The following is a 25680-nucleotide window of genomic DNA, read 5'->3' as shown; positions in this document are numbered from 1 at the left end:
TGGCGGTTAAGATAAAATGGGATTTAATAAATTTGCCGGGAAGACAAGGCGGGAAGTTTCTGAAAATATTATTTACGGGCGCAATCCGGTTTTGGAGCTTTTGCGCGCCGGCAAACGCACTGTAAATAAAATATTAGTTGCGCAAACGGCGCGCGGCGCGGCGATTACCGAAATTATAGATATTGCAAAACAGAAAGGCATTGCTATTCACAACGTTCCGCCGGAAAAGTTAGACAGATTTTCCGAGAACTCGCAAGGCATAGCCGCGGAAGTTTCCGCAATGGAATATCTTGAAATTGAAGAGTTAATTGCGGCTGCGAAAAAAAATCCTAAACCTTTGCTTGTAATTTTGGACTCAATAGAAGACCCTCACAACCTCGGCGCAATTATAAGAAACTGCGTGGTGTTTGGAGCCGACGGAGTTATAATTCCAAAATGGCGCGCAGCGGGCGTAAATGAAACGGTGGCAAAATCTTCCGCGGGCGCAATTGAACATATTCCGGTTTCAAGAATTGTAAACACAAATCAAACGATAGAATTGTTAAAAGAAAGCGGGTTCTGGGTAGCAGGCGCAGAAAACGGAGAGAAGACTCTTGAAGAAACGGATTTGCCGTTTCCTCTTGCAATTGTAATAGGCAGCGAAGGGTTCGGACTTCATAATTTAACAAAGAAAAACTGCGATTTTTTAATTTCAATTCCGCAAAAAAATACTATATCTTCCTTAAACGCCTCATGCGCGTCGGCAGTTATTCTCTACGAGCTTTCCAAAAAAAGATAATACTTAAATTCCGGCTACAAGCTGCTGCGCAAGTTTTTTCACGCCTTTCAAATCAAGTTTCCCCGTGCCAAGCACAGGAAATTCTTCAACTTTATAAAAATTTTCTTTCTTTGGAATCCAAAGTTTTGGAATATTGCTTTCATACATTACCCGCAGAATTTTATCTATATTCTGCTCGCCTTTATACAGCACTACAAGACGTTCGCCTCTTTTTTCATCTTCAACGGAAGTTACCACGGCAAAATGTTCCTGCGCGCCGGCGGCTTCGTGAAGTTCTTCTTCAACTTTTATCTGCGGAACCATTTCTCCGCCTATTTTACTGAAACGGTTAATTCTGTCGGTAATAGATATAAACCCGTCTTCGTCTATAGTAGAAATATCTCCGGTAACATACCAGCCGTCTTTAATAACTTCAGCGGTTTTTTCCGGATTATTCAAATAGCCTTTCATTACGTTGGGACCTTTTACCAAAAGCATTCCCTCTTTGCCGAAAGATAAAAGCTCAAAAGTTTCCCTGTCAACAATTTTTGCGGCAACGTTTGGAAGAGGATGCCCTACGGTGCCAAGCTTGTTGCCCACTTGAATTTTCCCTGTTTTAGGATCAACGTAAGATGAAATTCCTAAAGAAACTACCGGCGAAACTTCCGTAGCGCCGTAACCTTCAAAAACGGATTTTTGAAATTTTTCGTAAAACGCCATAGAGATGGCTTTTTTAAGTTTTTCGGCGCCGGCGATAATAACTCTTAAAGTTGCAAATTGTTCTTTGGTGCATTTTTTAACGTAGGAATTTAAAAACGTAGGAGTTGCAAAAATAATGGTGCACTTAAACTTTTGAATAAGTTCGCCTATTTTTTGCGATTCCACAGGGCTTGAATGAAACGCCGCGCCAAGACCGAAATATGCGCTAAGCCAAAATGTAGCCGTATATCCGAATGAGTGAAACAGCGGCAAAATTCCGGCGATTATATCTTTACTTTGCGCGTCCACAACTTTAAACACGCCTTCCGCATTGGAAGCTATGTTTTGATGCGTAAGCATTATGCCTTTGGGTTCTCCCGTAGAACCGCTTGAAAAAATAATCGCCGCTACTTCGTCTATATCCAAACTTTTTTTCTTAACATAAAACCAAACAAGCAGCTTGTAAGGCAAAAGTAAAACAGACGCAAAAACTTTCAATTTCCACAACGGTTTAAACTGACGGCGCAAATCTTCGCAAAATATCATCATGTCGTCAAAGTGATGCATGTTTGTTTTGTCGCAAAAAGCGCGCGAAGAAATAATCTGTTTCATTTCGCACTGTTTTATGCAAGATTCAAGAATGTTTTTAGTGTATGTGTAATTAAGATTTACCGGAATTTTTCCCGCCATTAAAACGGCAATATTAGCTACGGCGCACATAACGGAAGTGGGCAGGAAAATTCCGACTTTTTCTTCCGGCATGTTATCTTTAATTTTTTTTGATAAAGCCAGCGCAAGCGTAAAGGTTTGCAGATAATTTAATTTTAAATTCAAATCGCCGAAACAAAATTTAAACGGATGCCTTGCGGCATGCCTTATAAAACCCACGTGAAGTTTTTTCTGATCTTTGCCTCTGTATTTAAACGCGTCGGCGGAAAGTTCCTGCACGGCAAGGCGCACTTGATACGCCTGCGATGAAGAAGGCAGCGGCTTTCCGACGCTTACGGTTACAGGATACGGCATGTGCGTTGGCAGGCGCCATTTAAGCTTTCTGTTTACAAAAGAAAAAGTTGACCCCCAAATTCTGTCTAAATGAACGGGAATAATCGGCACGTTCAAATTTTTAACGACAAACTCATAACCTCTCTTAAACGGAAGCATAAGCCCTGTGCGGGTAAGTTCTCCCTCGGCAAAAATACAGACAAGCTCGCCGCTTTGTATAGACTTGCGCGCATTTTGAAGAGCTTTCCCTATGGCTTTCGGGCTGCCGGCAGGGTCAATGGGAATGCTGTTGTTTGGAGTTAAAAAAGGTTTTAGAAAAGGATGTTCGCTAAACTCTTTATTTACAAAAAATTTAACGGGTCTTTTTATAGCGGAAAATATAAGCATTGCGTCTATATAAGAAACGGAGTTTGAAACTATAAGCCCTCCGCCTGTTTGAGGAACGTTTTCATATCCGACGGTTTTTATTTTATACATGCTGTGATTTAAAAGCCATATAAACCCGTGCATAGCCGCAACCGGTTTTAAAATTATAACCACAAACAGCGCCGCCGTTAAAGCGGCAATAACAATTGTAAGCGTTACGCCAAGCAAACGCGGAACAAAATTTAAAACTGTAATAGTAATAAGCAGCCCGAAAAAAATTGCCAGCAACAAAAGGGTTTTAGGAAAAACAAGAGTTATTATTAATCTTTTTAATTTTTTCACAGCGACTCCGTTTTATTTTCTATTTTTTAGCGCCGGAAAACTCAAGCGCGGTTTTTTTAAGTTGTTTTATATCTACTTTCCCGCTGCCCAAAAGCGGAAAACTTTCCACCTGATAAAAATTTTCTTGTTTTGGCACCCAGAGATTCGGAATTTTCTTTTCTTTTAACTTCGCAATTATTGCGGCTATATCTCTTTGTCCGGTGTAAAGCACCGCAAGACGCTCGCCTTTTTTCTCATCGGGAACGGAAGTTACAACGGCAAAAGATTCTTGCATACCGGAAGCTTCATGAATTGCTTCTTCAACTTTTATCTGAGGAACCATCTCTCCGCCGATTTTGCTAAAGCGCGACAATCTGTCGGTAATCGCTATAAAACCTTCCTCGTCTATTGCGGCTATGTCGCCGGTAATATACCAGCCGTCTTTGATAACCTGCGCGGTTTTTACGGGATCGTTTAAATAACCCTTCATAACGTTAGGCCCTTTTATTAAAAGCATTCCCTCTCGTCCGAAAGGCATAAGCTCAAACGTTTCCGGATCTACAATTTTTGCGGCTACCCCCGGCATAGGGTGCCCTACGGTTCCGAATTTATTGCCGTTATGTATTTTTTTTGTTTTAAGGTCTATGTAACTTGGAGTGCCTACCGAAACTATAGGAGAAAGTTCCGTTGCGCCGTAACCTTCGTAAATTTCTTTTTGAAATTTTTCATAGAAAGTTTTTGAAACCGATTTTTGTAATTTTTCAGCGCCGGCTACAACAATTCTTAAACTTGCAAACTGCTCTTTAGTGCATTTGCGCGCGTAAGAGTTTAAAAATGTCGGCGTAGAAACTAAAAGCGTGCATTTATATTTTTCAACAAGCTCGCCTATTTTTTGCGCTTCCATGGAGCTTGTGTGCAAAGCGGCGCCTATTCCGTAATAAGCGCAAAGCCATACGGAAACAGTGTAGCCGAAAGAGTGAAATAAAGGCAAAATTCCGGCGACAACATCTGCGCCGGACAAATTAACTATTTTGTAAGCGGCTTCTATGTTTGAAACTATATTTTGGTGGGTTAACATTATTCCTTTAGGTTCGCCTTCGGAGCCGCTTGAAAAAACAACCGTTAACAAATCATCTATATTTTTTGTATCGCCTTTAACGTATTTTTTAATTAAAATTTTTGCGGGAAAAATAAGGGCGGAAACAAGAATTTTAAATTTTTCAGTCGTTTTAATTTCTTTGCTTATGTCTTCAACAAAAACAGACATGCGGTCAAGGTCGTGAAAATTTAATTTATCAACAAAAGCGCGCGAAGTTACTATCTGCTTAATGCCGCACTGCGCCACGCAAGATTCTAAAGTTTCTTTTGAAGAAGTAAAATTTAAATTAACGGGAATTTTTCCCGCAAACAAAGCGGCTATATTTACTATGCATCCGGCAATGGTAGTAGGCAAAATTACGCCTATCATTTCCCCGTTTTCTTTAGAGGTTCCCAAACGGCGAGACATTGCCGCGGCTGCCGTAAAAACTTTTATAAAACTTAATTTGGAGTTTAAATCTCCGTATAAAAATTTAAACGGATGCCTGCGCATTTCGTTGATAAAACCTATGTGAAGTTTTTTCTGGCTGTCGCCTCTTAGTTTAAACGCGTCGGCGGAAAGTTCCTGCACGGCAAGGCGCACTTGATACGCTTGCGCCGAAGCCGGCATAGGCTTTCCGACGCTTACGGTTATAGGATACGGAATTACTTTAGGAAAACGCCATTTCAACTTTCCGTTTACAAAAGAAAAAGTTGAGCCCCAAATTCTATCCAAATGAATAGGAATTATCGGAGCGGACAAATCTCTCATTATAAATTCAAAGCCTCTTTTGAAAGGAAGCATATGTCCGGTTTTTGTAAGTTCTCCCTCGGCAAAAATACAGACAAGTTCGCCGTTTTGTATGGAGCGGCGCGCTTGGTTTAAAGCCGTTCCTATGGTTTTAGGATTATAATCTATCGGAATGCTGTTTGTGGAATCTAAAAAAGGTTGCAAGAAAGGGTTTTCGCGAAATTCTTTGCCTACAAAAAATTTAACGGGTCTTTTGATAGCGGAAAAAATTATTATATGGTCTATGTAAGAAACAGAATTTGAAACTAAAAGCCCTCCGCCCGTAAGCGGAATATTTTGATGATCAACGGTTTTTATTTTATAAACAGTGTGATTTAAACACCAGATAACGGCATGCATTACAAATATAGGATTAAAAATTATGCATGCAAGAAATGCCGCAATAATACTTATAAAAACAACGGTAAGAGCCCAACCTAAAATTACAGGAATAAACTCCAACAGCGTCATAATAATAAGAAACCCCAAAACAATCGCTATAAACGCGACAGTTTTAGGGAAAATTAATGTTACGATAAGCCTTTTTATTTTCTTCATAGGCGCAGATTATATTATACCTAAAATGCATCTAATCTGACAACAATAAAACATGCGCCGGTAAACTAAAATTTAAGCAAAGAAAAAACTCCGCGAGCTGGACTCGAACCAGCAACCGATCGGTTAACAGCCGATTGCTCCTCCGGGGCGCTCACATCTCGCGCCCGCGGCAGACTCGTGCTCCTTATTCGTCGCACTGCCGCCCATTGAGCGCGCTCAATGGTGGAGCAAGCTCTTTTTTTTGGGCAAAGAAAAAACTCCGCGAGCTGGACTCGAACCAGCAACCGATCGGTTAACAGCCGATTGCTCCACCATTGAGCTATCGCGGAATTAAGAATTTATTTGTATTAAGTATTGCGGAATTAATTATACATATTTTTGAAAAAAATTCAAACCATTATTTCATTTGACTGTTAATCTAATATTTGTTAGATTAACTTTATTATTAACTTCGGAGTAAATTTATGTTAACGCAATCATTCAAAGTTAGATACGGGGAAACAGGGTTTAACAACCGCGTGCCGGTGTGGGTTTTGCAGAATTACGCGCAACAGGCGGCTGCGTTGGATGCTCATAGCATATCCGCCGGCTGGGAAGACCTTTCAAAACACGGCGTAACTTGGGTGCTTATAAAAATACAATTTAAAATTACCGGCGTTATAGAAGGGCTGCAAACGGTAAACGTAAAAACGTGGCATGTATTAAGCGATAAAATAAAAAGCCGCAGAGATTTTGTGTTTTACGACGAACAAGGCAACGAAATAGCAACGGCGGTAAGCTGGTGGCTGGTGTTAGATTTAGAAACGCGCAAAATAGTGCGCACGCCTAAACAAATTTTAGACGGAAGCGGCAACCGTGTAATGGCGTTAAAAGAAACCGAACTGAAAGAGCCGCATTTTGAAAACGCTTTGCCTTTAACCGAAATAGCCATGGTTTCGCGCCTTGAAGATATAGATATGAACGGTCATGTAAACAACGTTCATTTTACAGCTTGGGCGTTTGAAGGGGTGCCGCGGGAAATTAGAAGAAATCAGACTCTTTCCGATATTGTTATAAATTTCAAAGCGGAAGTTTTGGCGGACGAAAAAATAATTATTAAAACGTACGCAAGTTCAAAAAGTTCGTTTTGGCATCTTTTAATTAGAGATTCCGACGGCAAGGAAATTGCGGCGGCCTATACATTATGGTCGTAAAAATTCATTATTTCTTTTTAATTTTACCGGCTTTTTCTTTGGCCTTAATTTTGTCCCACATTTCTATAATATCCTGCGTGTTTTTAACTTTATAATTGCCGAAAATATGCGGGTGGCGGCGGATAAGTTTTTTATTTAACGTTGAAATTATATCGGCTATGTCAAAACTTTTATTTTCTTTGGCTATTTGAGCGTTAAAAACAACCTGCAGCAAAATATCGCCCAGCTCTTCCTCAAGATTTTCCAAATCTTTATTTTTTACCGCAAGACGCACTTCCTCTGTTTCGGAAATTAAATGTTTTACAAGCGTCTCGTACGTTTGCTCTCTATCCCAAGCGCATCCGTTTTTTGCGCGCAGCCGCGCCATAATATTTACCAGCTTCTCAAACTCTCTAAGATATCTTTTCACGAATTCTCAATTCTCCGTTCTCAATTTTCAATTGCCGTTTAAAGCTGTCTGTCCAACGCTCTGTATTGCACGGCTTCCGCAATATGTTCCGGCATTATTATTTCGCTTTGCGCCAAATCCGCAACGGTTCTTGCGACTTTTATTATTTTGTCGTAAGCTCTTGCCGAAAAATTTAATTTTTCAATTGCGGATTTAAGCATGCGCTGCGCGCTGTCGTCTAAAATACAAAACTTTTTCACGTCGCCGGTTTGCATTTGCGCGTTGCAGTGTATTTTACAATTTTTAAATCTTTCATTTTGAATATTTCTTGCGGCAACAACTCTTTTCCTTATTTCTTTAGAACTTTCAGGGTGCGTGTCTTTGCCTATAAGTTCCGAAACTTTCAACGCCGGCACTTCAATGTGAATATCTATTCTGTCTAAAAGCGGTCCTGAAATTTTATTTCTGTATTTTTGAACCTGATGCAGCGAGCACACGCACTCTTTTTGAGCGTTTCCCAAATTGCCGCACGGGCACGGATTCATAGCGGCAATAAGCATAAAAGACGCAGGATAAACAACGCTGCTTTTTGCGCGCGATACGGATATAAATTTATCTTCCAAAGGCTGGCGCAAAATTTCAAGCGCGTCGCGGCGAAACTCCGCAAACTCGTCTAAAAACAAAACGCCGTTATGCGCAAGGCTTACTTCCCCGGGTTTCGGGTTTGTTCCTCCGCCCGCTAACGCTATTGCGGAAGACGTGTGATGCGGACTGCGAAACGCTCTTGAAGTTATAAGCCCGCCGGTAAAATTTTGTCCTGCGGCAGACCATATTTTTGTAGTTTCCACGGACTCTTCAAAAGTCATTTCCGGCAGAATCTGCGGAATTCTTCTTGCTATCATTGTTTTTCCGGAACCGGGAGGTCCGGACATTATAATATTGTGTCCGCCCGCCGCCGCAACTTCCGCGGCTCTTTTTACGGCAAGCTGCCCTTTGACGTCGGCAAAATCATACTCGGTTTTTGTAACAACGTCTTCTTCTTTTGAACGCTTGTAAACAAACGCGTCCTGACGAAGTTCTCCGTTAACAAACTTAACCGCGTCAATAAGATTTTTAAAAGCGAAAACTTCTATGTCGCCGGCAACGGAAGCTTCCTGCCTGTTTGCGAAAGGAACTATAAAATTTTCTATTTTATTTTTCTTTAAAGAAAGAGCTATCGGAAGAACGCCTTTTACTTTTCTTAATTTTCCGTCTAAAGAAAGTTCCCCGATTGCGCAAAAACGCTGTAAATTTTCTTTTTTAATTTTTCCGCACGCGCAAAGCACGCCTAAGGCTATAGGCAAATCGTATATTCCGCCTTCTTTTTTTATATCCGCCGGAGCAAGATTAACCGTAATTTTTTTAGCCGGAAAATCAAACCCTGAATTTTTTAACGCCGCAACAACCCTGTCGCGAGATTCTTTTACGGCGGTATCGGGCAAACCGACTATTGAAAACATAGGAAGTCCGGACGAAATGTAAATTTCAACTTCCACGATACTTGCTTCTATGCCGTTTATAGCCGCGGAATAAATAAGGGAAATCATTAGCTGCTCCGAAAGATAATATGCCAAAGAAGCAGGTTCAAAGTTGTGTTTTTATATTATATAATAAATAGCAGATTTAAAAAACGGAGGACTTACTTATGAAAAAATTTTTAATTGTTTTGTCTGCAATGTTTATAGTTTCTCAAATTGCATTTGCAACGCCGCCCACGGATCAGGAATTTATCATTAAAGCCGGCGTGCAGCCTCAATCAATTTTTTCATTTAACGGCGACGATGCAAACGCAAACGTCGGCGCGGCGGCAGGTTTTGAATATTTCAAATATCTTGGCAACGTTGTGGCGCTTGGCGCCGGAGCAACTTACGATTTGCCGAGAAATTTTAAAGACAGTTCATATTCCGGAGACGTCTCTTTTATGCCCTTATATATAGGTGTAAAAGCGCGCACGCCGCTTAAAGGGCTTGCAGCCAATTACGGATTTATTACTGGCAGAATCGGTTATTCTGCTTTTATTCCAAATGCAAGCTGGATAAAATCTTCCTCCGGCGGGCTTTACTATGCCGGCGGCGTTGGCATAAACATAAGCTGTTTGGTAATAGAAGCCGTTTACGCGGTAAATAATTTTTCTTTTAAATATGCGGCTGATAATAAAACTTACAAAGAAACAGATTCAACCATTTCTCTTTATGCCGGCTTTAAATTTGAATAAACCGTAAAAACAAAAAAAGCCCGCGCGCCGAATGTAAGGCGCGCGGGCTTTTTATTTTATCTTAAATAATTCTTATTTCTTTTCGTCGCTTACAAGTTTCCAAGCATAAGCTCCGCCGATTGCTCCGACTACAGGAGCCAATATGAAAAGCCATACCTGTTTCAAAGCTAAAACGTTTCCGCCGAGGGCTGAAAATATCGCAGGCCCGAAGCTTCTTGCAGGGTTAACCGATGTGCCGGTTATAGGAATAGCTACGATGTGAACTAAAACCAAAGTTAAACCTATTGCAAGTCCTGCAAATTTTACGTTTGCTTTTGAGCTTGTAGAACCCAAAACAACAAGAACAAACAAAGCGGTAAATATGGCTTCAACTATGAAAGGTATCCACCAAATTTGCGCGTTATAAAAGTTCTGTCCGAGGGCGGTAACTTTCAAAGCAAAAATATTTGAAGTTATAAGATACAAAAGGAAAGCGCCAACAATGCCGCCGATAACCTGAAACAAAATGTAAAAACCGGCTTCTTTGGTATTTATTCTTTTGCTAATCCATGCGCCTATTGTAACCGCAGGATTAAAATGTCCGCCCGAAACAGGACCCAACGCGTAAATCATTGCAACAATTGTCAAACCGAAAGCAAATGCTACCGAAAGATTTCCGAAAACAGTAAACGCCGTGCCCAAAACCGCCGCGTTCTGATTTCCGTTAAAAAGAACCGCGAAAACCTGACCTACGTTACCGCTGATAATCTGTCCGCCTACAACCGCGCTGCCGCAACCCATCAACACCAAAAACAACGTTCCAATCAACTCTGCCCAATACGCCTTTTTCATGCTGTCTCCTTTTTGAGATTTCAGACTATTTTTATATCTCACATTTTATAGTGAGTTTTTTATTATTTCCGGAATTTTGTCTTCCGCGCCTATCGCCATTATGTGAACGCCGTCGGCAAAACCGCGAAGTTCTCTAATAATTTCCGCGCAAATTTTTATTCCTTCCGCAAGAGGGTCTTTGGCTGCGTTAATTCTGTCCTGAACGTTTTGCGGAATATTTACGCCGGGCAGCTTCTGCAAAAATTGCATAAACTTTACGGATTTAATAAGCGTAATTCCGGGCAAAACTTTCACGCCGTCATGCTTTATTTTACATAAAAATTTCTTAAATTGCGAGGCGTCAAATATTGTCTGCGTCTGAAAAAATTCCGCACCGGCCTTAATTTTCTTTTCAAACATTAACGCTTGAAGCTCCGCGGGTTCCGCCGACGGGTTAACAACTGCTCCCACGCAAAAATGCGCCGCGCCGCTTAATTTTTTACCCGCCAAATCTACTCCCGTTTCAAGAAGACGAGCGGTTTTTATAAGTTGAATTGTATCCAAATCATAAACTGTTTTTGTGCCGATATATTCGCCGGCGCTTGGGTGGTCGCCGCTTAAAAGCAAAACGTTTTCTATTCCCAAAACGTTCGCGCTTAACAGTTCGGACTGAAGAGCTATTCTGTTTTTATCTCTTGCGGCAAGCTGCATAACAGGTTCTATTCCCATTTCAAGCAGCAGTTTGCACATTGCAAGAGAACCCGCTCTCATAGACGCCCTTTGATTGTCGGTAACGTTTACCGCGTCCAAATCTTTAAGACAAGCGGCTCTTTTTAAAAACAAAGAAACGTCCGTGCCTTTAGGAGGAAAAAGCTCGGCGGTTATTAAAAATTTATTTGATTTTAGTTTTTGTTTAAAGCTCATAATTTATTTGTTGTTTGTTTTCGGTTCAATATAATTATTTAAAAATTTTTCAAGCTTGCCGTTTTGTTTTAATTTTTCAAAAATTAAAACCCACGCGCAGTCTTTTGTTTGATCCGTTTCGCACTTGCCGTTTACAAAGCCGCCGCACGGTCCGTTAACCAAACTTTTGGGGCATCTTGTTCTGGGGCAAATTCCCTGCGTTTCAACTAAAATACAGCTGCCGCAAATGCTGCAAAATTTTTGATATACGCCTATTCTTTCGGTAGAACCCACGTAGTCGGAATTTAACGCGGGTATAATAATTTTTTTTGAAACTTTTTCTACGGATTGGCTGCCTGCGCCGCACGTAAGCGTTAGCACCGCGTCGGCTTTATTAAACGCGTCGTTTTTTATCAAATCTTTTTTTGCAAGGCGCATATCGCAGGCGGAATCTAAAATAAAGCTGCCTAAAACTTTTTTGTTGTTTTTTTCCAACAGCGCTTTAATGTTGTCTATAGCTTTTTGATCGCCGGTGGCGCATTTAGACGCGCAGCTGCCGCAGCCCACGATAAAAATCGTAGTTGCGCCTCCAACGCTTTCAAGTATTTCTGCCTGCTGTTTTTTTTCTGTTATTATCATTATTTTTTGCCGGACAATTTTGAAATTGCTTTCTCAAGCCCAAGTTCGTTTAACGCGTCAAAAAGCTCTATTGCATTTTGTTTAACCGCATCTATTTTTTCTTTATCTTCGCCGTGAAATTTTGAAAGAACAAAATCAGCGGTGTCATTATAAACTTTAGGAATTGGACCTATGCCAAGTTTCATTCTCGGAAAATTTTGCGAATTTAAATGCGTTATAAGGGAATCCGCGCCGTTATGTCCGCCGGCGGAACCCGTTAATCTTAACCTGAATTCCCCAAGAGGAATTGAAAAATCGTCGTAAAAAACAAAAATTTCTTCCGGCTTTATTTTATAGTATTTTGCAAACGCCGAAACGGCAACGCCGGAATTATTCATAAACGTCCGCGGTTTCAACAAGAATATTTTAGAGCCTTTATGCTCCAAAAAAGAAATATCCGCCATATCGTTCCAGTTTTTAAACTCTACAGCTTTGTTTTTTGCTATCTCGTTTAAAACCATGAACCCGAAATTATGGCGGGTATTGTCATACTTGTTTTCAGGATTGCCAAGCCCTACAAAAAGTTTAATCATTTTTTAAAAACTAAATTTTAGAAAGCTTGGAAGTTTTTTAACAACTCCCAAGCTTCTAAAACTTATTAATTTATTTTTTAGCTCCGGCCGCAGGGGCAGCTGCTGCGCCCTCTTCGCCTTCTTTATCTTTCTTGCCTTTAGATATAACTTCCGGCTGCGCGGCTTCCGCTCCAACTGCCGCGTCCGCAGGTTTCTCTTCTTCAACGGCTACGGAAACAATGTGAACGATAAGCGTTGACGGATCCTGAACGTATTCTACTCCGTCAAGTTTGGGAAGAGCCGCAATTGTAACGCCCTGCCCAATTCCCAACGCGCTTACGTCAACGTTGATTTTCTGCGGAATGTTTGTAGGAAGCGCTTTTACTTCAACTTCTCTGACTATAAATTCCATAACTCCGCCGAAATTCTTAACTCCGTCCGCAACTCCGTCTATGTGGATAGGAACTTTAACGTCAACCTTATCCGTAAGAGATATTGCCTGAAAATCAATGTGAATGGGAGCCTGCGTTAAAATATCTCTCTGAAGAGATTTAACGATAGCCGCTTTTTTTCCGCCTGAGAAATTTAAGCTTAAAACTACGTTGGCGCCGTACTGTTCTATAGCGGCAAGAAATTCTTTAGAATCTACTATTAATGATTCCGGCTTAATTCCTTTTCCGTAAAACACCGACGGAATTTTTCCGCTTTTTCTTGCAAGTTTCAATTCTTTAGCGGAACCTGCGTGTCTTTCCTGAACCGACAAAATTACTTCCTTCATGTTACTCTCCTTGGATAAGGTAATAGATAGGTTTTGCAACCTTCTAAAACTTCTCATTTTAACTGCTTATTTTTTAACCGCTTGTTACTATAAAAACAAAGCGCTTATTGACTCGTCGTTTGAAATTCTCATTATGGCTTCGGCTAACATTGAAGCTATGCTTAAAACAACCATTTTATCGTTAGGTCCGTCTTTTGAAAGAGGAATGGAATCCGTTATCACAAGCTCCTCAATGCATGAATCCTGAATTTTTTGTTTTGCGCTTCCGGATAAAACTCCGTGAGAAGCGGTGGCGTAAACTTTTGCAGCGCCCTTTTCTTTTATTGCGGCGGCAACTTTTGTAAGCGTGCCGGCGGTATCAACCATGTCGTCCAAAATTATACAGGTTTTATCTTTAACGTCGCCGATAATATTCATAATTGCCGCTTCGTTGGGACGCGGTCTTCTTTTATCTACAATTGCCAAATCCGCGTTAAAATGTTTTGCAAACGCTCTTGCTCTTTCAACGCCGCCGGCGTCAGGAGAAACGATAACAACGTCCTGCAGTTTCTTTTCCTGAAAATGCGTTAGAATTACCGGCGTTCCGTAAAGGTGATCTACGGGAATATCAAAAAATCCCTGAATTTGTCCGGCGTGCAAATCCATAGTTAAAACTCTTGTAATGCCCGCCGTAGCAAGCAAATTTGCTACAAGTCTTGCCGTTATCGGCACTCTGGGTTCTGATTTTCTGTCTTGTCTGCCGTATCCGTAGTAAGGCATAACAGCCGTAATTCTTTTTGCGGACGATCTCTTTAACGCGTCTGCAATTATAAGAAGTTCCATAAGATTTTCGTTAACAGGGGAAGAGGTCGGCTGAATAATATAGCAATCCGCGCCTCTAACGTTGTCAACTATTTTTACCTGAATTTCGCCGTCGGAAAATCTTCCGACTTTTACTTCGCTTAATTCAGTGCCCAATTTCTTTGTTATCTGTTTTGCAAGTTCAACGTTGGCGTTGCCGGAAAGAATTTTCAGTTTCATTTATATAATCCTTTTGAAGATAAAAAATCAACGAAAAATTGTTAATTCTATATTTTCAATTTTTAATTATTTTTCTTTTGTGTTCTTGTCTTGCTCTGGCTATTGCAAGCTTTCCCGCCGGAATATCTTTTGTTATCGTTGAGCCCGCGGCTATAAGCGCGCCCTTGCCTATATTAACGGGCGCCACAAAATTTACGTTTGACCCGACAAAAGTTCCCGAACCTATAACAGTTTGATGTTTATTTTTTCCGTCGTAGTTGCAGGTTATGGTGCCTGCGCCGATATTTACCGATTCGCCTATTTCCGCATCGCCTATATAAGACAAATGATTTACTTTAGAATTTTTTGCGATAACGGCTTTTTTAGTTTCGCTGAAATTGCCCACTTTAACGTTATCTTTTAAAACCGTTCCCGGACGAATATGCGCAAACGGACCTATTTTTACGTTTTTACTTATTTGCGCGCCGTTAATATAAGAATAAATTATTTCAGAACCGTCGCCGATTTTAGAGTTTTTTATAAAACTTGCGCCTTCAATAACGCAGCTCTCGCCGATAACGCAGTTTTCGGCAATAAACGCTCCCGGATACAAAACGGTGTCGCGCCCTATTTTTGCGTCGGACGAAACATAAACGTTTTCAGGATTTATTATTGTTACGCCGCCGGATAAAAGCTGCGCGATTTTTTCTTTAAGCGCAATTTTTTCCGCATTAGCCAAATCTTTTCTATCGTTAACGCCTTGAACTTCAAAAGCGTTTTGCGTTGCATAGGTTGCGGCTTTTTTGCCGGATTTTTTTAAAATTTCCACGGTGTCGGTTAAATAATACTCTTTTTTAGCGTTATTAGGTTTAACTTTTAAAAGAGCGTTCCAAATATTTTTATCAAAAACGTATATTCCGGAATTAATTTCTTTAACAAGTTTTTCAGACGCCGACGCGTCTTTTTCTTCAACTATTTTTTCAAGGAGCGTTTCGTTCTTTATTATGCGACCATAACCAAACGGATTGTTAACCGTTGCCGCCAAAACAGAAACGGAAGCTTTGTTTTTATCTAAACTTTTTATAAGAGCGGCAAGCGTTGCGCTTTGAACAAGAGGAACGTCGCCGCTTAAAACCAAAATATTGCCGCCGTAATTTTTAAACGCCGGCTGCGCCTGCATTAAAGCGTGCGCCGAACCAAGCTGTTTATTTTGGTAAACTATTTTTATTTTTTTATTGTTTAAAGAATTTAAATATTTTTCAACTATTTCGGACTTGTGCCCCAAAACAACGACTATATTTTCAGGATTTAATTTCAATACGGAATTTATAACTCTTTCTATTAAAGGTTTTCCGGCAAGCTTATGCATAACTTTCGGCAACGCAGATTTCATTCTCGTCCCCGCGCCCGCCGCAAGTATAACCGCTGAAAATTTTTTCATTTATATTTTTTCCTATCAGACAAAACCCGCACAAATTTTTTGCAAAGTATTTTAAAAACACTCTCGCTATTCGCCTTCGGCGCGCGTTCCACGCGCTTCTACGGCGCAATCCGTCTTCAATTTTATTTTAGTCTGCGCAATAAATCACATATCTTACTGTAGAAAATCGGGCTTGTCGCGTCATAGCGTAGCGAAGACGGACTCCGGGACTAGGATTCGAACCTAGACAAATGGCTCCAAAAGCCATTGTGCTACCATTACACAATCCCGGAATCAGCGTTATTTTTTAGGTTCGCGGGTTTGTCCGCATTCCGTCTATTTTAATTCTTCTTTAACCTGATTTTTGTATTCGTCAAGAACGAGTTTTTCAAGCTCCGCCCTAAACTCGCCGTTTATCGGATGGCATATATCTTTGAAAGTGCCGTCGTCTCTTTTCCTTGAGGGCATACAGAGCATATAATTACCCCCCCCCCCGAATTTTTTATAATTCTTAAATTGTGCACGACAAAACAGTCGTCAAAAGTTACGGCGGCGTAAGCTTTAAGTTTATCTTCGTTTTTGGGAAAAACTTTTATCTCGGTTACTTTCATCTGTCATCCCTATTGTTAATGAGTTTCACAAAACCGAATGAACTGTCCATGTTTTCCACGGATATTCACTCAGCTTAAATTGTATGTTTTTCAATTGAGATGCAGATTCAAAGATGCCGTAAACAGTTGCGCCTGAGCCTGACATAAGGCTTGCGCAGCCCAATTGGGTTAAGACTTGTTTTATTTCAGCTATCTGCGGATAATCCGGCAAAACAAACTCTTCAAGTCTGTTAAAGCAGCTGTCAAAAGCGTCTTTTGTATTAAAAGAACCATCGCAAATTAGCGTTTTGATTTTATTAATTTTTCTTTGATTTGTCAACGGGAATTTGATTTTTTTATACACCCCTGCCGTAGGAACCCCAAAACCCGGGTTTACAAGAACTATCCCTATGCCTTCTATTGCTTTAAGCGGCGTAACAATATCGCCTATTGCTTCGCATAAAGCCGTGCCGCCTGTAAGAAAAAAAGGAACGTCCGCGCCAAGTTTTGAAGCTATATTTTGAAGCTCTTCTTTTTCAATATTGAGCTTCCAAATTTTTACAAGAGCCTTAAGAGCGGCGGCCGCATCGGAAGAGCCTCCGCCAAGACCCGCGCCGGTTGGAATTTCTTTTTTTAGAAAAATTTTCACGCCGGCTTTAACGCCGTAGCGCTCTTTTAAAACTTTTGCCGCTTTAAAAACTATATTGCTTTCGTCTGACGCTAAATTTTTATCGCTGCATTCAAGCTCTATGGCGCTTTCTGAAAGTTCAAAAGAAAGTTCGTCATACAAGCTTATCGTTTGCATAATCGTTTCAAGATTATGGTAACCGTCCGGCCTTTTGCCCGTAATTTCCAGAAAGAGGTTAACTTTTGCCGGCGCTTTTAAATTAATTTTCATTTTTTATTTTCTGCGGGCTTAATAAAAAACGTAAAATTTTTTGTTTCAAACGAAGCCTTTGCTTTAGATTTGCCGGAGCGGACGACAATTTTTTTCGGCAGCCACGACGCGGCAAAAGCTCCGTAATTTGACAGCTCCGCAACGTTTTGCCCTTTTGTAATTTTTTCTATGTAAGCCGTATCAATATCTAAAACCAGCTCGTATTCTCCGGATTTATAAATAAGTTTTTTTCCTTTTTGCGTAACCTGCGCGTCTGAAAAATGTCTGTAAAAATCTTTGCTTAAAATTTCTGCGGCAAAACTTATAACTTCGCTATATTCTTTCGGCACCGCGGTTTCAAGAGCTTTGGGTTCGTAAATTATTTCGCCGTCTTTTATGTAAATTTTTGCTCCGCCCATAATATTTCCCGGAATTTCAATAACCGCGCTTTCGCCTCGCACAAAACTAAATTGCACGTATGTTTTTTTGCCTATTATTCCCGAAGAAAAATTTGCCGTCCAGCCTGCCTTTACGGAAAACACTTTTAGAAAATTGCTTTCGCTTCTTAAAAGCATTTGTTTATACAGCTCTTCTTTCGGCAGTTCTTTTTGCACGGCGTCCAACTTTTCTTTAACTGTCGCGTCGCGTTTCATATCGTAAGATAAAACGTAAGAAACCCACGCCTCGCCGAACCTGCCGAGAGCTTTGCACACATCGCCGAGATGGTCGTAAATTAACGGGTCTCTGGACATTGACGCCGCCGCCATAAGCGCCTGCTTTGAAAGTTCGTATTTGCCCTGCTTAAAATAAAGCCAGCCGAGAGAGTCAACGTATGCGCCGTTTTTAGGGTCAATTTTTAAAGCTCTTTCAATATACTCCTGCGCGCGGTCAAATTTTATATTTCTGTCGGCGTAAATGTAACCCAAATGGTTAAGCGCTTTTGCATTTTCAGGATTTAACTCTATAACTTTCAGAAGCGCTTTTTCGGAATTTTCATAATCGTTTTTCTTTTCGTAGGCAGCCGCCATAAAAAAATACGCGTCGGCAAAATCCGGAGACAAAACCGAAACTTCTTTCAACACGTTTAAAGCTTTGTCATATTTTGCCCAGTCTAAATAATTAAGCGCGGACATATACAGCACTTCAACGTTAGACGGCTCTTTTTTTAAAGCTTTTTGAAATTGTTTTTCCGCCTTGGCATACTCTTTTAAAAGCGAATAAAAATATCCCGTTTTGGAATACAAAATAACGTTTTCTTCCAAAGAAGAAACATACTCAAACTCTTTTAACGCTTCGGGAATTTTCCACTCTTTTTCATAAACAGTTCCAAGCCAGTAGCTTGCCGCTTTTAATGCGTCTGCGTTATCGCTTATTTCTTTTGCGGCAAGCAAAGTTTCTTCAGCGGTTTTCAAATCGTTTATTTCAAGATAGCATCTGCCCATAAAAATGTAGGCAAACGGATTGTCCGGAAAAACTTCTATATATTTTTTATACTCTTTTATAGCCAAATCAAACTTTTTTTCGCTTTCGTAAATTCTGGCTTTAGACATGTATGAATCAACGACGGACGAATTCAAAGCGACGGCTTTATCAAGAGACTTTAAAGCGTTTTTATTTTGCCCCAGCTTTTCCTGAACCAGCGCAAGCTGCAAATAGCCCGCGACGGAATCCGGCTGCTGTTTTAAAAATTTATTCCAGTAATCCGCCGATTTAAGAAGATCGTTATATGTGGAATAATGCGACGCAAGATATACCATTGCGGTTTCGTTGTCCGGATCTAATTGAAGAGTTTTATCCCAAAAATCTTTCGCGGTTGAGGAATCGTTTGCCACCGCGTAAAAAGTTCCTAAAAAAACTGCAGTCTGGGGATTGTTTCCGTCAAGCTCGTCCACTTTTTTGGCAGCTTTATAAGCAAGCTCTTTATTTCCTGTTTGCAAATACATATACGCCAAATTTTGATATGCGGGCAACGCCGACTGGTCTAAAGAGATAACTTTCTCGTAATCTTTTTGCGCTTTAAGAGTTTGTCCGGCTTTAAGATCAAGCATGCCTTTGATAAACTCTCTGTAAGCGTCATAGTTTGACGCGTAAGATATTGTCGCCGTAAAAATTGATATTGCAGCAGCCGTAATAATTTTTTTCATTGTAAATTTTTCCTCAACAAAAGCGCATCTTTATTTTTGTAATATTTTTTACGCACGCCTATCTGCTCAAAGCCCGCGGAAAAATAAAGTTTTTTTGCCGCTTCGTTATCCGAACGCACGTCAAGAAATACGGCTTTTGAATTTTCTTTTTGAGATTTTGTTATTACGTCGGCAAGCATAGCTTTAGCGTAAGAACGTCTTCTGCGCAGCGGGCAAACGGCTATATTTAATATTTCAGTTTCGCCGGCTATAATCCAATAAAGACAATATCCCGCCACCGCGCCGTTTTCAAGCGCTACTTTAAAATTTACTTTTTTATTAGACGCCGACGCTATAAACATGTCCTGCGTCCACGGGCGTTCAAAAGAGAGTTTCTCTATTTCAATTATATCATTTAAGTATTTGCGGGAAAAATCAGCTAACTTCACCGCAAACCTTTCTTTGCGTTTTTGGCGGCAAAAACAATTGCCGCAATCATAGCGCTTTCATCGGCAATATTTTTACCGGCTATATCGTAAGCCGCGCCGTGCCCGGGAGAAGTTCTTACAAACGGCAGCCCCGCGGTAACGTTTACTATTTTTTTTGCGTCTATACATTTTAACGGTATCATAACCTGATCGTGATACATGCCGCAGAGCAAATCAAACTCTCCGTTTTTAGTTTTAAGCCACGCGGAGTCCGCCGGCAGAGGACGCGAAACATTAAAACCCTTTGCCGCAAGAATTTTACACGCCGGCGCAATTATTTTTTTCTCCTCGCCGCCAAGTATGCCGTTATCTCCCGCATGAGGGTTTAACGCGCACACTGCAATTTTTAACGCCTTATCAAAACCGGCGGCAAGCGTTACCGTTTCAACAATATCTTTTGTTTTTAATTTTTTTGAAACTTCGGAAAGCGGAATATGTCTTGTAACCATAACGCTTAAAATTTTTCCGCAAACCATCATCATTGCAATTTCAGGGCTTTTTGTAAGCGCCGCAAGCAGCTCCGTATGCCCCGGATATTTAACGCCGGCAAGCTTTAAAGATTCTTTTGAAACCGGCGCCGTTACAAGCGCCAAGGTTTCGCCTTTTAAGCAATACTCAACCGCTTTTTCAATTGCGCCCAAAGCCGCAAGCCCCGCTTTTTTTGAAGCAACGCCCGTTTTAATTTTTCCGATTTTTGACGCAGCAATAAAGTTATGCTTTTTAAAAAAACCGGCAAAACGCGCGTCGCCAAAAATTATAGGGCTGCAAACTCTTTGAACTTCCAAAGAATTTACAGCCCTTAATGTTATTTCAAAGCCTATTCCCGCAGGATCTCCTAAAGTAATAGCAAGACGGGGTTTAGACATATTCTTACCTGTTTATTTTTATCTGGGCGTTGTCTCTGAGTTTTGCAAAATAATCCGCAACGGCTTTTCTTTCCGCAACCTGAAGCAAAGCGTTTTGAATATCCGATTTAACTTCTTCGTAAGTTACCGGAGTATCCCTTGGCGCGGTTTTTCCTTCAACTTTTACAAAATAGTATCCGATATTTGTTTTTATCGGGTCTTTTGTATAGCCGCCTACGTTAAGTTTGAAAACTGCGCTGTCAAGGGCTGAAGATACTACGCTTAAATCGCCTTTTGCAACTGCGCCTGCGTCTCCGCCGTTAGCTCTAAGAGCTTCGCTGGAATTATATTTGCTTGCGACAACCGCAAAACCCTGCCCCTCTTTAAGAGCATCTTTTGCTTCGCTTACGCGGTTTTGCGCGGCTTTAAGTTCGCTGCCGGACAACCCTTGAGTATTTATAGCTATAATTCTTATTTTGGCCTGCTCGCCGGACGCTCTTTTTACAAGACGGGCAATTTCTCCCGCTAAAGCGTCGTCTTCTTTTGAAAGACCTGTTTTTGCGTTATCGTTTTTAACTTTCAACATTACCTTATCGTAGAAAGCTCTTGTTTCGCTTTCTGACGGAGTTTTCATCTGGCTAGCCGCGTTTTGCGTGATAAGTTTTCTTGCGGCAAGTTGATCTTTTATAGAGCTTTCAAACTTTGCAAGAGTAATGCCTTCTTTTTTAAGTTCCGCGTTAAATGCGGCATCGGTTAAGTTCTGGCTTTTTTTAACCTGATTTACCGCGTCCTGAATTTCTTTCGCAGAAACTTTAATACTCTGTTTTTTTATCGCCTGCTTTACAAGAACCTCGTCAATCTTCTGACTCAAAACGTAATCTTCAAGCTTTTTTATATTTTCCGCAGTCTGTTCCGCAGCCGGAGTTTGCGCTTTAAACTGCTGCAATACAGGAGCAAGCGCTTCGTTATATTCCGACTCAAAAATAGCTTCGTTGTTTACTACGGCTACCGTTTTATCGCTTGCCGCAAAAACCGCGGTTGCGCAAACAAACGACATTGCCGCAATTGAAATAACTTTTTTCAACATAATTTCTCCTTTACCGGACAAAATATTATTTATTTGACGGCAAATCGTAATTAACTTTTACGTTAAGTTTTTTGTTTTCGTCGGCAAACCACTGGTCAAATCTTTCTTTCTCAATAATTCCCTTAATTTCCGCAGCCGCTTTTTCAAACGATACGCCGGGAAGAGTCTTTTCGGAAACTTTATATATTATATGGTATCCGTAAGAAGTTTCAACTATTCCTGAAAGTTCGCCTTTTTTAAGATTTAAAGCCGCAACTTCAAACTCTTTTACAAGAGCTCCTCTTTTGAAAGGTCCGATAAGTCCGCCTTTAGAAGCTGACGCTGCGTCTTGAGAAACTTCTTTTGCAACTTTGTCAAAACTTTCGCCCGACTGAAGTCTTGCAAACGCGCTTTCCGCCTGCTCTCTTGTAGGAACAAGAATATGTTTAACCGTATATTCTACCGGTTTGTCAAACAAAGCTTTGTTTGCATCGTAATAAGCTTTTATGTCCGCATCGGTTGCGGTAATGCTTGCCTGCAATTCGGGAACGTACGCTTGTATTAAAAGTCCGTTTTTATATTCTTCAAACTGTCTTTTCTGTTCTGCTTCAAACGCTTTGACGGCGTTTTTATATTCGTCTTTTTTAGCTACGCCTGCGTCTTTTGCGGCTTCAATAACTATTCTTTCTCTTACGACAGCGTCTATAAACTGTTTTCTTCCTACGGGAGTGTTAACATACTCCTGATAGTTAGGAGGGGTCTGCGCAAGCTTCTCGTTAAGAGAGGCTTCCGTTATTTTTGATCCGCCGACTTTTGCCACAACATCTCCGTTACTGCATGCGCCAAGACCAACTGCTGCAAAAAGCACTGCCAAAAACACTTTCTTCATTATAATCTCCTTTGATACGTTTTATGTTTTTCAACACATTGTCAGATTCTACAACTTTACAATATAATAGTCAAACAAAATACACTTTCAGTTTCCTCAAGAAATCTTTTAAAAAATCCGCGCTTTCGCGTTTTATTTCGCTCTTGTTAAGCTTGAAAGCGTAATGTCTGCCGCTTAAAAACTCAATCATGCCTGAAAAATTTTTGATAAGTGCGGCAACATCCGCTTTTGAGAAATCCGCGTCCGCGCAAAAGTAAACGTATATATATTTTGAATCTTCGGAAATTCTGTCTATATTTAATTTTACAGCCTCTATTCTTAAAGCCGCTATTTGAAACAGCATTTGCGTTTGCGGAGGAATTTTGCCGAAACGGTCTGCAAGTTCCGTCTTTATTTTTTCCAGTTCGTCAAAATTTTTAGCGTCCGAAAGTTTTCTGTAAAACAGTATTCTTATATCTTCCTGTTCAATATACTCTTGAGGTATTAACGCATTAACGCGCAAATCTATTTCAGTTTCGGAAGTTTTTTTGGCGGACGAAGCTTCGCCTTTTATCTTTTTGCCTTCTTGCTCAAGAAGTCTTGAAAACATTTCGTAGCCTATGTCGCGCACAAAACCGGATTGGCTTGCGGAAAGAATCCCTCCCGCGCCTCTTATTTCCAAATCTTTAAGCGCAAGTCTGAACCCCGAACCAAGCTCGCTGAACTCTTTCATGGCTTCAAGCCTTTTTACAGCCTCGCCGCTTAAAGTTTTGTCTTTATAAAACAAATAGCAATACGCTTTTCGGCGGTCTCTTCCTATTCTTCCGCGAAGCTGGTAAAGCTGCGACAACCCGAAATTTTCGGCCTCTTCAACTATCATGGTATTTACCGACGGAATATCTATTCCCGACTCTATAATAGTTGTGGCTATAAGAACGTCAATTTCCATATTTGTAAATTTATACATTATTTCTTCAATATCTTTTGCGTGCATTTGCCCGTGAATTACGCCCACGCGCGCGGCGGGAGAAAGTTTTTTAACTTCTTCGGCTTTTGTGAGAATTGTTTCAACTTTATTGTAAACGTAAAAAACCTGCCCGTTTCTGGAAAGTTCCGCATTAATTATATTTTTTATAAGTTTCTCGTCGTAAAGAGAAAGCGCGGTTTCTATGGGAAGCCTTCCGAACGGCGGCGTTTCTATAACCGACAAATCTCTAAAACCGGAAAGCGCCGACGACAAAGTTCTTGGTATAGGCGTTGCCGAAAGCATTAAAACGTCAACGTCGGCTTTCAACTTTTTTATTTTTTCTTTCTGTTTAACGCCGAAACGGTGCTCTTCGTCCACAATTAAAAGCCCGAGTTTTTTAAACTCAACGTCTTTTTGCAGCAGTCTGTGGGTGCCTATAACAATATCCGTTTGCCCGTTTTTTAAGCTTTCAATTATTGTTTTTTGCTCGGACTTGCTTTGAAATCTGCTAAGCGCCGCAATTTTAGTGGGAAAAGGCGAAAGCCTTCCGGAAAAAGTATTAAAATGCTGGCGCGCCAAAACCGTTGTTGGAACTAACACCGCCGCCTGCATTCCGTTTTGCACAACTTTAAACGCGGCGCGCACGGCAACTTCGGTTTTTCCGTAACCCACGTCGCCGCAGACAAGACGCTCCATAGGGTAAGGTTTTGAAAAATCTCCCTCAACGTCTTCAATGGCTTTAAGCTGGTCGGGAGTTTCGTCGTAAGCAAACGCGTCGGAAAGCTCTTTTTCCCACGGCGTTTGCACGCTGAAAGGCGCGCGCGACACTTTGCTTCTTTGAGCGTAAAGATTTAAAAGTTCTTTGGCAAATTCCGCCGCCGCTTCGCGCGCTCTGGATTTTACTCTTTCCCACGCAAGCGTGTCCATAGAATAAAGTTTCGGACGCACGCCTTCGGCGCCTATATATTTTTTTACTGTTTTTATTTCATCCGGCGGAACGTAGAGTCTGTCGCCTTTGGTGTATTCTATGCAAAGATATTCGCTTGACCTGTCTTCTCTGGCAATAGTTTTTAATCCTGCGTAGCGGCCGATTCCGTATTTTTCGTGAACCACATAATCGCCGGCGGAAATTTCCCAAATTCCCTCAAGCCTTCTGCCGCCTTTAATTTTAGGGAAACTTACAGGGCTTTTTTTATAAAGCATCTCGCGGCTTGAAACATACGCAAGTTTTTGGTTTTCAATGTAGAAACCTTTTGAAAGATTGCCAAACACAAATTCCGGCGCGGCGTAACTCCAGCCGCTATCGTGAAAAATATCGGAAATTCTTTCGCGCTCGCCTTCGTTTGCAAAATAAATTTTTATTTTAACGCCGTCCTGCGCAAACGCTTTGAGAGAGTTAACAAAAAACTGCGCATCGCCGGAAAAACCGGTAAAAGATTTATATCCCTGATATGCGGCTTTAGAGTTTAACGCGTCATTTATAATGATATTGAAATTGTTATATTCTTTTTCTTCGGCTGCCGAAATTGCATAATCAAAAAACAAAACAGCTGCGTCTTGGACGTTATTTTCACTTTCCACTTTCCGCTTTTCACTTTGTCGTTTGAAATATTCTTTTATAGTTGCGGAGTTTTCGGAGATGTTCGCGGATAAAATTTTAATTTCGTCGGCAAAAGAGTTTGACAGCTGGCTTCCCGGGTCAAAAGTTCTTAAAGCTTCAACAGTTTCATATTCAAAAAGTATTCGCACTGGAGCGTCGCCGGCGGCAGGCCACACGTCAACAATATCGCCGCGAACCGCAAATTGAAGTTTATCTTCAACAAACGGAACTCTTTCATAGCCGAAGGAAATCAACTTTTGAACTATTTCCTCAAGCCGCAAATTTTCATTTTGTTTAATTATAAAAGAGTTTTGCGCATTTGGCGCGGCAACCGGCAGCTTTGAGGAAACATCGCTTGCGCACACTATAAAATTTTTAAGGGTTTTTATTTTGTCGGCTGTTTGGGCTCTTAATTGAGCGTCGTCCGAGGGGAAAAGCAAAACGTCAATTTTAGAATTAACTATTGGTTTTGATTGGATTGCCGCATCAGCTTTTCCGGTTTGCAATAACGACGAAAAAGCTTTTACGTCTTCATAAAAGGAGTTTAACTTTTCGTCTTTAACAAAAGCAAAAACGCGCAAACCTGAATTTTGACCGGTAGTCGTAATTTCAGATATGCGTCTTATCAAAAAATGGGCTTTACTTCCGCCCGAAACGCCTGATATGTATTCTTTGCTCATTTTTTACTGAAAGTTTTGCGGCTGCCGAAAACTGCGCAGCCGCAAAAAGATTAACATAAAACTAAAAGCTA

Annotated in this window: 23 protein-coding genes and 2 tRNA genes; 3 read left to right on the top strand and 22 right to left on the bottom strand. The window is 40.8% G+C overall.

The annotated features are described in order from the left end of the window. Positions 1–16: 16 nt before the first annotated feature. The gene (gene rlmB, locus Epro_RS06290; protein ID WP_052571291.1) at positions 17–778 is read left to right on the top strand and encodes a 23S rRNA (guanosine(2251)-2'-O)-methyltransferase RlmB; all 762 of its coding nucleotides are present in this window, start codon (positions 17–19) and stop codon (positions 776–778) included. Between the two features lie 3 nt (positions 779–781). Here the strand turns inward: rlmB and Epro_RS06285 are convergent, their stop codons facing one another. From Epro_RS06285 to Epro_RS06270, 3 genes are all read right to left on the bottom strand, one after another. Continuing rightward, positions 782–3166: an AMP-binding protein gene (locus Epro_RS06285; protein ID WP_052571289.1), complete on the bottom strand. Its 2385-nt coding sequence runs from the start codon at positions 3164–3166 to the stop codon at positions 782–784. Between the two features lie 19 nt (positions 3167–3185). Then, positions 3186–5570, bottom strand: coding sequence for an AMP-binding protein (locus Epro_RS06280; RefSeq protein ID WP_052571287.1), 2385 nt, complete (start codon positions 5568–5570; stop codon positions 3186–3188). A 257-nt stretch (positions 5571–5827) separates the two neighbouring features. Then, positions 5828–5899: transfer RNA gene (locus tag Epro_RS06270), tRNA-Asn, on the bottom strand. A gap of 135 nt (positions 5900–6034) precedes the next feature. Here Epro_RS06270 and Epro_RS06265 point away from each other — a divergent pair. Continuing rightward, positions 6035–6763: an acyl-[acyl-carrier-protein] thioesterase gene (locus tag Epro_RS06265; protein ID WP_052571284.1), complete on the top strand. Its 729-nt coding sequence runs from the start codon at positions 6035–6037 to the stop codon at positions 6761–6763. A 7-nt stretch (positions 6764–6770) separates the two neighbouring features. On the opposite strand, the gene Epro_RS06260 is transcribed toward Epro_RS06265, so the two are convergent. Both Epro_RS06260 and Epro_RS06255 read right to left on the bottom strand, forming a co-directional pair. Continuing rightward, a complete protein-coding gene (locus tag Epro_RS06260) occupies positions 6771–7172 on the bottom strand; it encodes a MazG nucleotide pyrophosphohydrolase domain-containing protein (protein ID WP_202812876.1) in 402 nt (133 codons plus the stop codon). 38 nt (positions 7173–7210) lie between these two features. Next, a complete protein-coding gene (locus Epro_RS06255; RefSeq protein WP_052571282.1) occupies positions 7211–8737 on the bottom strand; it encodes a YifB family Mg chelatase-like AAA ATPase in 1527 nt (508 codons plus the stop codon). 98 nt (positions 8738–8835) lie between these two features. Here Epro_RS06255 and Epro_RS06250 point away from each other — a divergent pair, with 98 nt between their 5' ends. Further along, a complete protein-coding gene (locus Epro_RS06250) occupies positions 8836–9405 on the top strand; it encodes a hypothetical protein (RefSeq protein WP_052571280.1) in 570 nt (189 codons plus the stop codon). A 72-nt stretch (positions 9406–9477) separates the two neighbouring features. Here Epro_RS06250 and Epro_RS06245 read toward each other — a convergent pair whose 3' ends face one another. From Epro_RS06245 to mfd, 17 genes are all read right to left on the bottom strand, one after another. Further along, the gene (locus Epro_RS06245) at positions 9478–10236 is read right to left on the bottom strand and encodes an MIP/aquaporin family protein (RefSeq protein ID WP_052571278.1); all 759 of its coding nucleotides are present in this window, start codon (positions 10234–10236) and stop codon (positions 9478–9480) included. Positions 10237–10281: 45 nt separating this feature from the next. Beyond that, positions 10282–11139 carry a methylenetetrahydrofolate reductase gene (locus tag Epro_RS06240; RefSeq protein ID WP_052571276.1) on the bottom strand — a complete coding sequence of 286 codons (858 nt, stop codon included), beginning with the start codon at positions 11137–11139 and terminating at the stop codon, positions 10282–10284. A gap of 3 nt (positions 11140–11142) precedes the next feature. After that, the gene (locus Epro_RS06235) at positions 11143–11757 is read right to left on the bottom strand and encodes a methylenetetrahydrofolate reductase C-terminal domain-containing protein (protein WP_052571274.1); all 615 of its coding nucleotides are present in this window, start codon (positions 11755–11757) and stop codon (positions 11143–11145) included. Further along, on the bottom strand, positions 11757–12329 hold the full coding sequence (gene pth, locus Epro_RS06230) for an aminoacyl-tRNA hydrolase (protein ID WP_052571272.1): 573 nt from the start codon (positions 12327–12329) through the stop codon (positions 11757–11759). Before pth ends, Epro_RS06235 begins: the two co-directional genes overlap by 1 nt. 70 nt (positions 12330–12399) lie before the next feature. Further along, on the bottom strand, positions 12400–13086 hold the full coding sequence (locus tag Epro_RS06225; RefSeq protein ID WP_052571270.1) for a 50S ribosomal protein L25: 687 nt from the start codon (positions 13084–13086) through the stop codon (positions 12400–12402). A gap of 87 nt (positions 13087–13173) precedes the next feature. Further along, on the bottom strand, positions 13174–14106 hold the full coding sequence (locus tag Epro_RS06220) for a ribose-phosphate diphosphokinase (protein ID WP_052571268.1): 933 nt from the start codon (positions 14104–14106) through the stop codon (positions 13174–13176). A gap of 55 nt (positions 14107–14161) precedes the next feature. Then, the gene (glmU, locus tag Epro_RS06215; protein ID WP_052571265.1) at positions 14162–15526 is read right to left on the bottom strand and encodes a bifunctional UDP-N-acetylglucosamine diphosphorylase/glucosamine-1-phosphate N-acetyltransferase GlmU; all 1365 of its coding nucleotides are present in this window, start codon (positions 15524–15526) and stop codon (positions 14162–14164) included. A gap of 201 nt (positions 15527–15727) precedes the next feature. Beyond that, positions 15728–15798 (bottom strand) — tRNA-Gln (locus Epro_RS06210). Between the two features lie 43 nt (positions 15799–15841). Further along, a complete protein-coding gene (locus Epro_RS07210) occupies positions 15842–15982 on the bottom strand; it encodes a septation protein SpoVG family protein (protein WP_272945915.1) in 141 nt (46 codons plus the stop codon). Further along, complete coding sequence (locus Epro_RS07235; RefSeq protein WP_052571264.1) at positions 15919–16116, bottom strand: septation protein SpoVG family protein; 198 nt, start codon at positions 16114–16116, stop codon at positions 15919–15921. Before Epro_RS07235 ends, Epro_RS07210 begins: the two co-directional genes overlap by 64 nt. A gap of 25 nt (positions 16117–16141) precedes the next feature. Then, positions 16142–16993, bottom strand: coding sequence for a 4-(cytidine 5'-diphospho)-2-C-methyl-D-erythritol kinase (gene ispE / locus Epro_RS06200; RefSeq protein WP_052571262.1), 852 nt, complete (start codon positions 16991–16993; stop codon positions 16142–16144). Continuing rightward, positions 16990–19116: a tetratricopeptide repeat protein gene (locus Epro_RS06195; protein WP_052571260.1), complete on the bottom strand. Its 2127-nt coding sequence runs from the start codon at positions 19114–19116 to the stop codon at positions 16990–16992. The genes ispE and Epro_RS06195 overlap by 4 nt, the downstream gene beginning before the upstream one ends. Continuing rightward, positions 19113–19544 carry a ribosomal protein S18-alanine N-acetyltransferase gene (rimI, locus tag Epro_RS06190; protein WP_052571258.1) on the bottom strand — a complete coding sequence of 144 codons (432 nt, stop codon included), beginning with the start codon at positions 19542–19544 and terminating at the stop codon, positions 19113–19115. The genes Epro_RS06195 and rimI overlap by 4 nt, the downstream gene beginning before the upstream one ends. Next, positions 19541–20449 carry a PdxA family dehydrogenase gene (locus tag Epro_RS06185; RefSeq protein ID WP_052571256.1) on the bottom strand — a complete coding sequence of 303 codons (909 nt, stop codon included), beginning with the start codon at positions 20447–20449 and terminating at the stop codon, positions 19541–19543. Before Epro_RS06185 ends, rimI begins: the two co-directional genes overlap by 4 nt. A gap of 4 nt (positions 20450–20453) precedes the next feature. After that, the gene (locus tag Epro_RS06180; RefSeq protein WP_474897263.1) at positions 20454–21536 is read right to left on the bottom strand and encodes a SurA N-terminal domain-containing protein; all 1083 of its coding nucleotides are present in this window, start codon (positions 21534–21536) and stop codon (positions 20454–20456) included. 4 nt (positions 21537–21540) lie between these two features. Further along, complete coding sequence (locus tag Epro_RS06175) at positions 21541–22383, bottom strand: foldase protein PrsA (protein ID WP_052571253.1); 843 nt, start codon at positions 22381–22383, stop codon at positions 21541–21543. Between the two features lie 70 nt (positions 22384–22453). Next, complete coding sequence (gene mfd / locus Epro_RS06170; RefSeq protein WP_052571251.1) at positions 22454–25609, bottom strand: transcription-repair coupling factor; 3156 nt, start codon at positions 25607–25609, stop codon at positions 22454–22456. Positions 25610–25680 lie beyond the last annotated feature (71 nt).

The sequence above is a fragment of the Endomicrobium proavitum genome (genome assembly GCF_001027545.1).
Taxonomy (GTDB): domain Bacteria; phylum Elusimicrobiota; class Endomicrobiia; order Endomicrobiales; family Endomicrobiaceae; genus Endomicrobium; species Endomicrobium proavitum.
Note: the sequence above shows the minus strand (reverse complement) of the source record. Positions and strands in the feature narration are given on the sequence as shown.

What these genes read in the sequence shown, in the direction of transcription:
- Epro_RS06265 (WP_052571284.1), top strand. Translation starts at nt 6,035, where the DNA reads ATGTTAACGCAATCATTCAAAGTTAGATACGGGGAAACAGGGTTTAAC.
- Epro_RS06245 (WP_052571278.1), bottom strand. Translation starts at nt 10,236, where the DNA reads ATGAAAAAGGCGTATTGGGCAGAGTTGATTGGAACGTTGTTTTTGGTG.
- Epro_RS06220 (WP_052571268.1), bottom strand. Translation starts at nt 14,106, where the DNA reads ATGAAACTGAAAATTCTTTCCGGCAACGCCAACGTTGAACTTGCAAAA.
- Epro_RS06250 (WP_052571280.1), top strand. Translation starts at nt 8,836, where the DNA reads ATGAAAAAATTTTTAATTGTTTTGTCTGCAATGTTTATAGTTTCTCAA.
- Epro_RS06235 (WP_052571274.1), bottom strand. Translation starts at nt 11,757, where the DNA reads ATGATAATAACAGAAAAAAAACAGCAGGCAGAAATACTTGAAAGCGTT.
- Epro_RS06175 (WP_052571253.1), bottom strand. Translation starts at nt 22,383, where the DNA reads ATGAAGAAAGTGTTTTTGGCAGTGCTTTTTGCAGCAGTTGGTCTTGGC.
- Epro_RS06225 (WP_052571270.1), bottom strand. Translation starts at nt 13,086, where the DNA reads ATGAAGGAAGTAATTTTGTCGGTTCAGGAAAGACACGCAGGTTCCGCT.
- Epro_RS06195 (WP_052571260.1), bottom strand. Translation starts at nt 19,116, where the DNA reads ATGAAAAAAATTATTACGGCTGCTGCAATATCAATTTTTACGGCGACA.
- Epro_RS06240 (WP_052571276.1), bottom strand. Translation starts at nt 11,139, where the DNA reads ATGAGCTTTAAACAAAAACTAAAATCAAATAAATTTTTAATAACCGCC.
- Epro_RS06255 (WP_052571282.1), bottom strand. Translation starts at nt 8,737, where the DNA reads ATGATTTCCCTTATTTATTCCGCGGCTATAAACGGCATAGAAGCAAGT.
- rlmB (WP_052571291.1), top strand. Translation starts at nt 17, where the DNA reads ATGGGATTTAATAAATTTGCCGGGAAGACAAGGCGGGAAGTTTCTGAA.
- Epro_RS07235 (WP_052571264.1), bottom strand. Translation starts at nt 16,116, where the DNA reads ATGAAAGTAACCGAGATAAAAGTTTTTCCCAAAAACGAAGATAAACTT.
- ispE (WP_052571262.1), bottom strand. Translation starts at nt 16,993, where the DNA reads ATGAAAATTAATTTAAAAGCGCCGGCAAAAGTTAACCTCTTTCTGGAA.
- Epro_RS06280 (WP_052571287.1), bottom strand. Translation starts at nt 5,570, where the DNA reads ATGAAGAAAATAAAAAGGCTTATCGTAACATTAATTTTCCCTAAAACT.
- Epro_RS06185 (WP_052571256.1), bottom strand. Translation starts at nt 20,449, where the DNA reads ATGTCTAAACCCCGTCTTGCTATTACTTTAGGAGATCCTGCGGGAATA.
- mfd (WP_052571251.1), bottom strand. Translation starts at nt 25,609, where the DNA reads ATGAGCAAAGAATACATATCAGGCGTTTCGGGCGGAAGTAAAGCCCAT.
- Epro_RS07210 (WP_272945915.1), bottom strand. Translation starts at nt 15,982, where the DNA reads ATGCTCTGTATGCCCTCAAGGAAAAGAGACGACGGCACTTTCAAAGAT.
- glmU (WP_052571265.1), bottom strand. Translation starts at nt 15,526, where the DNA reads ATGAAAAAATTTTCAGCGGTTATACTTGCGGCGGGCGCGGGGACGAGA.
- pth (WP_052571272.1), bottom strand. Translation starts at nt 12,329, where the DNA reads ATGATTAAACTTTTTGTAGGGCTTGGCAATCCTGAAAACAAGTATGAC.